This is a genomic window from Bartonella sp. AC158YNML (assembly GCF_042196725.1).
Taxonomy (GTDB): domain Bacteria; phylum Pseudomonadota; class Alphaproteobacteria; order Rhizobiales; family Rhizobiaceae; genus Bartonella.
Genome location: NZ_JBHIQU010000001.1, coordinates 230,691 through 243,287 on the forward strand (window position 1 = coordinate 230,691; position 12,597 = coordinate 243,287).

4 protein-coding genes and 1 pseudogene are annotated in these 12,597 nt (G+C 38.1%); 3 read left to right on the forward strand and 2 right to left on the reverse strand.

The window, feature by feature from the left end:
* Window positions 1–36 precede the first annotated feature (36 nt).
* The 3 genes from ACFIM1_RS00885 (at window position 37) to ACFIM1_RS00895 (ending at window position 10,589) form a co-directional block, all read left to right on the forward strand.
* On the forward strand, window positions 37–8,601 hold the full coding sequence (locus ACFIM1_RS00885; RefSeq protein ID WP_375694470.1) for a GH36-type glycosyl hydrolase domain-containing protein: 8,565 nt from the start codon (window positions 37–39) through the stop codon (window positions 8,599–8,601).
* A gap of 131 nt (window positions 8,602–8,732) precedes the next feature.
* The gene (pncB, locus tag ACFIM1_RS00890; protein ID WP_375607949.1) at window positions 8,733–10,019 is read left to right on the forward strand and encodes a nicotinate phosphoribosyltransferase; all 1,287 of its coding nucleotides are present in this window, start codon (window positions 8,733–8,735) and stop codon (window positions 10,017–10,019) included.
* Between the two features lie 447 nt (window positions 10,020–10,466).
* Window positions 10,467–10,589 carry a hypothetical protein gene (locus tag ACFIM1_RS00895; protein WP_375609058.1) on the forward strand — a complete coding sequence of 41 codons (123 nt, stop codon included), beginning with the start codon at window positions 10,467–10,469 and terminating at the stop codon, window positions 10,587–10,589.
* 256 nt (window positions 10,590–10,845) lie between these two features.
* On the opposite strand, the pseudogene ACFIM1_RS00900 reads toward ACFIM1_RS00895, so the two are convergent.
* Both ACFIM1_RS00900 and ACFIM1_RS00905 read right to left on the reverse strand, forming a co-directional pair.
* Window positions 10,846–11,015 (reverse strand): annotated as a pseudogene (locus ACFIM1_RS00900) (integrase); the annotation flags it as partial.
* A gap of 848 nt (window positions 11,016–11,863) precedes the next feature.
* Window positions 11,864–12,250, reverse strand: coding sequence for a YbaN family protein (locus tag ACFIM1_RS00905; protein WP_375607869.1), 387 nt, complete (start codon window positions 12,248–12,250; stop codon window positions 11,864–11,866).
* Window positions 12,251–12,597: the final 347 nt, after the last annotated feature.

A 12,597-nucleotide genomic window follows, 5' to 3' on the forward strand; every position in this document is an offset into this window, starting at 1 on the left:
AAAAAACGATGTAATTGAATAACAATGGGACATGGCGTGCATAATACCCTTCATAAAATACTTTTTTCTCAAACAGAGGGAAAAGATCATTTTACTAATACAGATTTTCCTCTTCGTGCAATTTATAAAGTACAGGAAGATCTTTATAATTTAGGGCATGATATAGCTTCTGGTAAAGAAATTTTACTCCCTGAATATGAGGGAGTAGAAGATTTTCGCAAGAGATTGAATGAAAATGCTAAACTTATTCTTCATGCCTTTCATACCAGTGATTTTGCTGCCCACAATGATGAGACCATCGCACCGTCTGCTCAATGGCTCATTGATAATCATTACGCCATTGATAAAACCATACAACAGCTACGCCGTAACCTCCCCAAGTCCTTTATAAAGCAACTTCCTCTTTCTAGACAAAAAGCAGGAATACCACGAATTTTTATTTTAACTTGGCTTTATATCGCGCATACTGATAGTAGCTTTTCACAAGAAACACTGACTGCTATGATTAATGGATTTCAAGAAGTTTGTGCGCTCACAATTGGTGAATTGTGGGCTCTTCCTTCTGTGATGCAGATGCTGCTCATTGAAAATGTCCGTCGTCTTTCAGTCCGTATTGAAAAAGCGCGGCATATGCGTCATCTTGCTAGTCAAGTGGCTGATAAAATTTCTCTTGTAGAAAATAAACCAAAACTCCATTCTATTTTTACGCAGTATCAACCACTTACTATTGATCCAACCTTTTCAGCGCATTTATTTTATCGCTTGCGCAGTGCATCTGTCGATTCAACCGTAGCATTAACTTGGCTTGAAAAACAATTGGAAAGCCAAGGCAGTAGCTTAGAGATTGCAACAGCAGATGAACACACCCGACAAGCAGCAGATGGTGTAACCATGGGCAATATTATCCGTGCTCTTAAAGCTATAGATGATGTTGATTGGACAGTATGGTTTGAAACAGTAAGTTGTGTCGATTCTATTTTACGTAAAAATAGTGAATTTTCTGAAATTGATTCTCACTCACGCAATATTTATCGACAAGTCATTGAAAAAGTTGCACGCTTTTCGCCTCTTAGTGAACTGGAAGTTGCACATAAAGTCGTAGAAATAGCAAATTCCACTTCTGAAGATACGCCTCATCATTCTTGTGTGGGGTGGTATCTTGTCGATGATGGTCGTGGCATATTTGAAAAGGCTTGTGGATATACCCCACCTTTTTTCATAAAATGGGCACGCACTTTCTGTTGCCTAAAACTAAGAGTCATCGTCGTTCCCATTTCTTTTCTAACGCTTGCTCTTTTGCTTGCAATTTACGCTTTTTTACAAGTGTCTGGCATAACACCATGGATGTCCCTTTGCTTTACTATATTGGCGATTTTTCCTGCTATGGATGCTACTTTTTCCTTTTTTAATACTGTTGTTTCGTGGTTTGTCCCATCAAGAAAGCTTATTGGTTATGAATATAAAGAAGGTATTCCGGGATATGCACGGACAATCGTTGTTGTACCTACTTTGATGACATCACGCGATGATATTGATGAGCAAGTACACAATCTTGAAGTGCACTATCTTTCCAATCCTAAAGGAGCCATTCATTTTGCACTCATTACAGATTGGGCGGATTCTCCCTTGAGAGAAACGCAAGATGATCTTGATTTATTGCACTATGCGCAACAGAATATTGATAAACTCAATGGTCGTTATCCTCGTGATGAATTTCCGCTTTTTTTTCTTTTGCATCGCCGACGCCTTTATAATACAAGCGAAAAATGTTGGATGGGATGGGAACGAAAGCGAGGAAAACTTCATGAACTCAATCGGCTCTTAAGAGGCGATAAAAACACGAGCTTTTATCCCCCCGGTCCACATCTTCCTCTGGATTGCCGTTTTGTTATGACTCTGGATTGTGATACACGTCTTACTCCAGAGAGCGTCACACAACTTGTTGGAAAGCTTAACCATCCACTCAATCATCCCATTTTTGATCCACAAAGTGGAAAGGTTGTAAAGGGCTATAGCATTTTACAACCACGCATTATTCCTTCTCTTACAACAGAAAAAAAAACATCAATTCTCCAACGCATTTTTTCTACCAACCGTGGTATTGATCCTTATGTTTTTGCTGTTTTTGATACGTATCAAGATCTTTTAGGAGAAGGCACCTTTATCGGTAAAGGGCTTTATAATATTGATGCATTTGAACGAGCACTTTACGGAAAAATTAAAGAAAATACTGTTCTCAGTCATGATCTCTTAGAAGGGGGATATGCTCGTACTGCTTTTGTAAGTAGCGTAGAAATTATTGAAGATTATCCGACAGCTTATAATATTGATGTTATGCGGTATCATCGCTGGATCCGTGGTGATTGGCAACTTTTACCTTATCTTTTTTTCCCTCGTCAAATAAGCTTTGTAACACGTTGGAAAATGCAGGATAATTTACGTCGTTCTCTCACGCCACTTATGTGGTTAATCGCAGCATTTTCAGGATGGACTCTTTTGCCATTAAAGAGTGCAATCGTCTGGCAAATATTCTTGTTGTTTAGCTCCTTCATTTCACCCATTCTATGTGTATTAAAAACGTTTGTTTCATCCAATATAGATCATTCTTTGCGTGGACATTTTCAATTAATTTGGAACAAAATTGCTCTTACAAGCGCTGATATATTTCTTAAAACGACGTTTCTTGCGCATTCGGCGTATTTTATGACCGATGCGATTATTCGTACACTCTATCGTATGACGATTTCAAAACAGCATCTTCTTGAATGGAAAACTTCTGCCGCAACAAAATCAATACCCAATAGTTTGCGTTTCTATGTTTTTACAATGGCACCAGCATCGCTTATTGGTATTCTTACTATAGCACTCCCCCTTTTTTCTGATAGTTTTGCAAGCTTGGTTGCTTTACCTTTTGGGATAGCATGGTTTTTTTCACCCTTTATTGCTTGGATTGTGAGTCAACCTTCAACCTTTCAAGATAGCCTTTATCTTTCTTCAAAAGATGAAAAAAAACTCCGTTCTATTGCACGGCGGACATGGCTTTATTATGGAACTTTTGTCAATGCACAAAACAACTATTTGCCTCCTGATAATTTTCAAGAAGATCCTGAACCTCTTATAGCTCAACGTACATCTCCTACGAATATCGGGGTTTATCTCCTTTCTATTATTGCAGCACGTGATTTTGGTTGGATTGGTGTTGAAGAGACCATCACCCGTATTGAATGTACATTACGCTCTCTTGCAAAAATGGAAAAGTTTCGTGGTCATCTCTATAATTGGTATGAAACGGATACACTCAGACCTCTTTTACCTACTTATGTATCAACCGTTGATTCAGGAAACCTTGCCGGTCATTTGGTAACACTCTCTTCTGCTTTAAGTGAATGGGCTGAAAAACCTCATATTTTTTTTCAAAGTGACCGAGAAGGCTTATTGGATGTTTGTACTATTCTTGATGAGACTGTCAAAGAAATTCCAGATCATCAATTCAGTTTACGCCCTTTACGCCAAAGAATCGAAGAAAAAATTACTCGTTTTCATGACTCTGTCTTCATTTTTTTAGAACAAGAAAATACGATCCCTTCTCACATCATGAACCTTTCACAGGTAGCCCACGATATTGTGCACTTAGTCGGTGAATTTGATCAAAAAATTCAAACGATAGAATCTGCTCGTGCGCTCTCTTGGGCTAAATGCCTTCTCGACACCTGCAACGCTCATCATCATGATGCTACTGATAATTGTGATACTGAAAAATTATGTAAAAAACTAAACCAGTTGGCTATAGCAGCACGGCAAATAGCCTTTGAGATGGAATTTGACTTTTTAGAACAGCCTAAACGGCACCTTTTATCCATTGGATATCGTGTGCAAGAAAACAAACTCGATGAAAATTGTTATGATCTGCTTGCTTCAGAAGCACGTCTTGCAAGCTTTTTTGCTATCGCAAAGGGAGATATAAAACTTAAACATTGGTTTCATCTTGGTCGACTCCTTGTACCGATAGGTTGGAAAGGTGCGCTCCTATCATGGTCTGGTTCCATGTTTGAATACCTTATGCCCTCTCTTGTGATGCATGAACCGTTAGGATCTCTACTAGATCAAACAAATCGATTAATTATTCGATGTCAAATACAATATGCCCATAAACGAGAATCGCCATGGGGTATTTCAGAGGCCGCATTTAATGCTCGCGATCATTTAATGAACTATCAATATGCTCATTTTGGTGTTCCAAGTCTCGGCCTCCAACGTGGACTCTCACGCAATGCTGTCATTGCTCCCTATGCCAGTCTTCTAGCGGCACAATATGCACCTTCTTGCGCTGTCGCTAATTTAAAACGACTCCGTGATCTTGGAGCTTTAGGAACATATGGTTATTATGATTCTGTCGATTTTACCCCTTCACGCGTGAAGATAGGGGAAAAATATGCTGTTGTACGCAATTATTATGCGCACCATCATGGCATGTCTATCCTTGCTCTTAACAATGTTATTTTTCAAGGGCGAATGCGTGATCGTTTTCACCGTAATCCCGTTATTGAAGCAACTCAATTGCTCTTACAAGAAAGAGCACCCCATTTTATTCCTATTATTCATACCAAAGCTGTTAATAGTATGCGCAATAAGTCTCAAGCATTTGACGCTGCCCCTTTGCGTATTATTAAAAATCCGTTGCTCAAACCACGAGCAACTTTGCTTTTGTCTAATGGCTCTTATTCTACCATGTTAACAGCTAATGGTTCTGGTTACAGCCGTTGGCACGATTATGCGATTACGCGCTTTATTCCTGATGCAACAGAAGATCAACAAGGTACTTTATTCTTCTTACGTGATACGCATAGTGGACGCTGGTGGTCTGTTACTGGTGAACCAACACGCGTTATTGAAGAAGAAGCTATCAGCATTTTTACAGATGAAAAGGCTGAATATACAAAAATAGTTGATGGTATTAAATCAACACTTGAATGTCTTATTACATCTGAAGGATGTGGTGAAGGGAGACGTCTTCAACTGATGAATACGACAAATAAAGATCGACTCATTGAAGTTACCTCTTATGGTGAACTGGCACTCGCAACAATGGACGTAGATAGTGCTCATCCTGTTTTTTCTCGTATGTTTATAGAGACAGAAATTGCTGAGGAAGGCAAAACAATTTTTGCCAAAAGGCGTAAACGCTCACCTAGCGACCCTGATATTTATATTGCTCATTTTGTTTCTAGTACAACAGATACTCTCCAAGAGACCGAAGCTGAAACAGATCGCTCTCTGTTTATTGGTCGGGGGCGATCTATTCATCGTCCCGCTGCATTTGACCAAAATACTCGTTTTAGTAACAGTCAAGGTTGTGTTCTAGATCCTATTATGTCATTGCGCTGCTGTGTACAAATTCCAGCCCATGGCAAAGCAGAACTTATTTTTTGGACTTTTGCTGCTCATACAAAAGAAGCGTTGCATAATCATATTAAACATTATCGACAACCTGATATGTTTCAAAAAGAACTTTCAATGGCATGGACGCGCTCACAAGTTGCACTGTATCAGAGTGGAACCCAGCTTAAAGAAGCTATTGTTTATCAAAAATATGCAACACCGCTTATCTATCCAGACCGCACATGGCGTCTTCCTTCTGAAATATTAGAAAAAATGCTTGGAAAACAGTCTGATCTTTGGCCCATGTCCATTTCAGGAGACAATCCACTCTGTCTTCTTAGATTAAATAACGAGGGAAATATAACTGTACTGCGTGAGCTTCTTAAAGCACACGAATATTGGCGTATGCGCGGTCTTATTGTTGATTTGGTCATTCTCAATGAACAAGCATTTTCCTATATACAAAATACACAACGTGCTCTTGAATGGGTCTGTGAATCTTATCGTCGCCACACGCAAGAAGCAGATGGATGCCAACATATTTTCACGCTTCGGCGCGATCAAATAAGTGAACAGAGTTTTAAAACGCTTCTTGCATCAGCGCGTATTGTTCTTGATGCCCAAAATGGCTCTTTATCTGAACAGCTTAAACGGCTTGATGAGAATGATTTTGATCTCGCAATCCGTAAAAATTATCAAGGATCTTATGAACAATTAGACTCTTCGAAATATAATGAAAGAAGGCAAGTTACACCACAAACGGAACAAAATCTTTTTGCTTCCATTGGTCTTGTTAGCCAACAAAAACCATCTTCTTTCCCTACGAATGGAGAAGATCTAAGATATTGGAATGGTTACGGTGGTTTTAATCAGCATAATCATTATGTAATACGTCTTCATGGGCATACCACCACCCCGCATCCGTGGATTAATGTTATTGCTAATCACAGGTTTGGTTTTCATGTTTCTGCTGAAGGTGCAATTTTTACTTGGGTTAATAATAGTCGCGATTATCAATTAACTCCTTGGGCGAATGATCCAACGTCTAACCGGCCAGGAGAAGCACTTTATTTGGTTGATCACCAGTCTTTAAAACGTTTTTCACCCGTTTCTACCGTAGAATGTGATGAAAATGTTGTCTATGATGCTTGTCATGGTTTTGGATTCTCAACTTTTAAATCGACACATTCAGAAATTGCATTAGAACTGACCCATACACTTGATCCTGAAAAACCTATTCGCTTTTCACGTCTTATTCTCACGAATAAAGGGGAAAAACCACGCAGTTTACGCCTTTATAATTATGTTGAATGGGTTTTGGGAAATGTTCGTACCAAATATGCCCCCTTTATTGTTTTTTCTTATGAGGCTAGATGGGGGGCGCATTTTATTCAAAATCCCTATCACATCGAAAAATCTCAACAAGTCACATTTTTATCAGCCTCCGAAATGCCAACCAGTACGACGACCAATCGCGCTGAATTTATCGGTGCAACGGGAACCGTAACACATCCAAATGCGATCCGTAAAGCTGGTGCTCTTTCGAATATCATTGCAGCAGGATGTGATCCTTGTTCAGCATTTGCCTATGATATTGATCTTTTACCAGGGCAAACAAAAGAAATCATCTTCTATCTTGGCAGTGCTGAAAATAGGCAAGAAGCTGAAAAACTACTTGATCAAGCACGTGCAAGCGATTTTGAAATTCTGCTCATAAAACAAAAACAACAATGGAGTGATTTTGTTTCTCCTTTCCAAGTCAAAACACCTGACTCTTCTTTTAATCTTATGGTCAACCACTGGCTTCCCTATCAAATTTATGCATGCCGCATCATGGCACGCGCAGGCTTTTACCAAGCGAGTGGTGCATTTGGCTTTCGTGATCAGCTACAAGATAGCTTGTCTTTGTTATTGCTGGAACCACAATTGGCCCATGACCAATTGTTAAATGCTGCAGCGCACCAATTTCTTGAAGGGGATGTGCAACATTGGTGGTTGCCTGATACAAATGCTGGTGTTCGTACACGGATTTCTGATGATATCGTTTGGCTTGCATATGCAACAGCTCTTTATGTCAATACCACTGGCGATGATGCCTTTCTTGATACGCTCATTCCTTTTATTGAAGGTGATGTTCTCAAAAGTGGGCAACAGGATGCTTATTTTCAACCCACCCAATCCTCAAAGGTTACAACAGTTTATGAACATTGTGTTTTAGCTTTAGACCTTGCCATTAAACGCTGCGGACCACATGGTCTCCCTCTTATTTTAGGTGGGGATTGGAATGATGGCATGAATTTGGTAGGTGCGGAAGGAAAAGGCGAAAGCATTTGGTTAGGATGGTTTCTTGGGTACACATTACAAGCATTTATCTCTTTAGCAAAAAAACGTGGTGACAATGACCATATGCAAATATGGAATACGTATCTTGAACATTTAACAAAATCCCTAGAGAAAAACGGTTGGGATGGTGCTTGGTATCGACGTGGTTATTTTGATGATGGAACACCTCTTGGCTCTAAAATCAATGATGAATGTCAAATTGATACCATTGCTCAATCTTGGGCTGTCATTTCTCAAATGGCATCGCTTGAACGTCAAAAACAAGCAATGACATCAATGCTAAAACATCTCTATGATAAAAAAGGTGGACTCATTCGCCTTTTTTGGCCGCCTTTTGATAAAAGTACACTCGAGCCTGGTTATATAAAAGGTTATCCTCCAGGAATTCGAGAAAATGGTGGTCAATATACGCATGGTGCCATTTGGAGTATTTTAGCATTGGCTGAAATGGGACAAAACGATGAAGCTTATGCTTTATTTTCTGCGATTAACCCTATTAATCATGGACAAGATCCTGAAACTTATCGTGTTGAACCTTATGTGATGGCGGCAGATATTTATGCTGTTGAACCACGATGTGGTCAAGGCGGTTGGACTTGGTATACAGGTTCAGCTGGTTGGTTTTATCGTGCCGCAACACAAGCGATTCTTGGAATACAACGTCAGGGAGACTTGTTATTTTTACAGCCACATTTACCTTCTATTTGGCCAAAATATGAAGCAAAAATGAAATTTTGTGATGCCATTTATACTATTAAAGTAAAATGGGGATCTGAAAATATGCTCTATGTTAATGGCAAAGAATATACTGAAGTTCATACAGGGATAAAGTTACAAAAAACAGGTCAGCATGAAATTTTACGTATTATTAAATCTTAAAAACGAAAAAAGAGAACAGGCTTTTTTATTCTTGCCCAAAATTGTAGAGTTGTTATAGTCCTTGCGTCGCCTATATTAACCGTGTTGGTGCATAATAATTTTAGATTCGATGAGACTGAAAGAAAAAGGTTATGAATCATCCGGATATTGCTAGACGTGTTTACAATCATACTTGGAAACTTGATCCCATTATTCGTTCACTTCTCGATACGGATTTTTATAAGCTTCTTATGGTACAGATGATTTGGGGACTTTATCCCACTGTCAATGTTACTTTTTCCCTTATAAACCGCTCTAAAACAATACGTCTTGCTGATGATATTGATGAGAGTGAATTACGTGCCCAACTTGATCATGCTCTTAGTTTGCGTTTTTCAAAAAAAGAAATGATCTGGCTCGCTGGTAATACATTTTATGGACGAAAGCAAATTTTTGAACCTGATTTTCTTCAGTGGCTTGAGAATTTTCAATTACCAGAATATGAATTAACCCGTAAAGATGGCCAATATATTCTTCAGTTTCATGGTCCGTGGGCGCATAGCTCTATGTGGGAAATTCCAGCTCTTGCGATTATCAGCGAATTACGTTCACGTACTGCTATGAAAAAGTTAGATCGTTTTGCTCTTGATGTACTTTATGCGCGTGCTAAAGCAAAAATGTGGAGTAAAGTTGAACGTCTCAAAAAATTGCCTGATATTAAAATATCTGACTTTGGGACAAGGCGCCGCCATTCTTTTTTATGGCAGCGCTGGTGTGTGGAAGCATTAAAAGAAGGCATTGGTAATTCTTTTACTGGAACGTCTAATGTCCTTCTCGCCATGGATACAGATTTAGAAGCTCTTGGAACCAATGCTCACGAATTACCCATGGTTATTGCTGCTCTTAGCAACAACGATGATGAATTACGCAGAGCTCCGTATCAAGTTTTGCAAGATTGGAACCGTTATTATGGTGGAAATCTTCTCATTGTTTTACCAGATACCTTTGGTACAGAAGCATTTTTACGCGATGCTCCAGATTGGGTAGCAGATTGGACGGGGTTTAGACCTGATAGTGCACCCCCTATTGAAGGTGGCGAACGTATTATTCAATGGTGGAAAGAAAAAGGAAAAGATCCACGCGAAAAACTTTTAATTTTTTCTGATGCTCTTGATGTCAATACAATCGAAAAAACCTATCATCATTTTCATGGAAGAGTGCGCATGAGTTTTGGATGGGGAACTGATCTTACCAACGACTTTACGGGTTGTGCACCTCAAGAAATTGCAACACTTGATGCTCTTTCCCTTGTTTGTAAGGTGACTCATGCCAGTGGTCGGCCAGCTGTAAAACTTTCAGATAATGCTGAAAAAACTATCGGTAATCCAGAAGAAGTACAACGTTATCTCAATTTTTTTGGTAATGAAACGCGTTTCTAGATCTATAACGACCTAATTTCCAGCTCTTTAAAACGGGATATATTAACTCATCATATTATTGATAAGGTTGATCTTTATAAGGATGAAGGTTCTTAACCTTTGCTGGTCTGTAAAAAGTTCGGCTTCTTGTTGAGCGGATTCCGCTTGACTTCTCCTGCATGCGCTTCACTTACATAAAGTCCGACGAGTAAGAATTAAAAATATTCACTACGCATAAAAAAATACTTAACATACCAAGGAGACTTACATGCCTTATATTATTGTCATAAATAACATTGTTTTACGGCATAATGGGATATTATTGTTTTGCATGTTGAATGAGCGCGCGCGAACATCGTAAGATTCTCTCATTTCAAACCTGCTTATTTTGAATCAATCAAAACTATTTGCTTGCACATTACAAGCGGGGCTGTCGTGTGGATAAATTTATATAAGAAAGGACTAAAAATGGCTCTTATGAACTGTCTTAATGCAAGATCTGTCGCAACATTGGGAGTTGGCAAATATAATGATAGGGCTGGCTTGTTACTCCATAAGCGGAAGTCTTTGTGGATAAAAACTATAAAATAGCTTTTATGAATGTTCTTAAGTGTTAAGAGCTATTGCAACATTAGAAATTGATAAGAAAACATTGGAGAATAACAAATAGCATGGTGACTATTGGTTTGCATTTTGCAAGGCAAGGATGATAGTGCTCAATGGATTTTATACACTTTACAGGAAAAATTACTTTATCCATGTATGGGCCTACCATCATAAAATGAGTAAAGCATTGAGAAATATTTCGTTAAAATAAGTATGTAAATAACACGATTTGGAGAACCTTTTGTTTTAAAGAAACATCTCTTAAGACACCTGGGCCTGTTTTACGGTGCCGACCATGAGTGGTATAATGATAAAGCCATTGAGTATTCCCATCTTTACGTTTGTGAAGCAACAAGCCGGCATCATCATTATATATTTGCCAGCCCCCAATGTTGCGACAGCCTTTAGCACGTGAAACAGCTCATTAGGTAGGGGGTATTTCTTTTTATACAGTTTTACCCACACGCCATCCCCGTTTGTGATGTGTAAGCAAGTGATTCTGATTGATTCAACAGGGAATAGATTTGCAATGAGAGAATTCTACGATATTCGGGGTTCTAATTCAATATGAATAACGCAAGATTATCTATATAAATCAATGCATTAGTTTTAATGGCATGGGCTCATTAAAAAAACAGAGAGTGCAATAATATTTTTATTTTGAATAAGCTTTATGCAAAGTCAAAAAATTTATTCATTCGCATATTATTAAAAGGATGTGCATATGCATAAAACCATTTAAAAAGAACTCTGTTGTTTTTATAAATTATCTTTAAGCTAAAAACAGATGCAACATTAAGATTGATATAATAGACCGACTTCTTTTAACTGTATAAATATAAAAATAGATGGTGTTGAGTAAGCTTTGTATTCTATCAAGTCCTCATCAAGAGATATCAAAACAAATAAGATGTCTTGTTAGAAAGAAATGACTATAACATCTAATGGCTTCTCAATATAGATGTATATATAGAGATCCATACGAGCATTTCTCACAAAGTAATGCTTCTCTTCATGAATGTGATCCATCATGTCTTACAAAGAAACTTTTTATGGACACTTCGTGTTTGTACATAGTTTTTTCTCATAAAAATTATTTGACAAACGTATCATTGATTAGTTTCTTTAAAAAAGCTTGTTATTTCATAGGTATCTTGGATATGGAGAGGTGATATCTAAAACTTGAAAAGCCGCTCTCTCAATAGTTTTTACAAATAAGTCAAAGTTAAAAAGAGCATCTCATAAAGTATTTGCCATCATTATGAAGATGGACGCGTTACAATATAAACAGCAATCAACAATAATATAACCCCAGTGAATAAAGAAAACCATAAAGGAGGATGTATCATCAAGAAAAAGGATAAAAAACCACCTGTCATACTCATCATTGCAAAAACTTTAACGAATGGAGAGATTGCTTTTTTTTCTTCCCATCGCTTAATAGGGGGACCGAAAATACGATGATTATTCAACCATTGATGAAAACGTGGAGAAGAACGCGTAAAACACCATGAGGCAACCAACAAAAAAGGCACAGTTGGCATAATAGGTAATACTACGCCGATAATACCTAATATAACCATTGCCCACCCTGCTATATAATAGCAGATACGCAAAGGGTGCGATATCTTCAAGTCTTTTTTCATTCGTCTCGTACTATTTTCCTCTACGCAAAACTCTACATAAAAACACTGTATCTATTTTCTTATTGTTCAGATGTTTGAGTGCACAATCACTCTCTATCACTTCATGCGTAAGCATTTTTTCTGTCATAAGTTCCTTGAAAATACCGAATAGTTTACGCAATATGATAATCATTTTAAATGATTTCAAGAAATGAGAAAAAGTTTTAGAAAAAAATAAAAAGGCTGCAGAATAAATCAATGCAGCCTCTTAATTAAAATGCAGTCTTGGGGGGAGAATATACACTGCATTCAATTGCTAGGCATTAGGAGGAAAATAACCTGGCGATCCAGTCTCTAACTAAAATAGG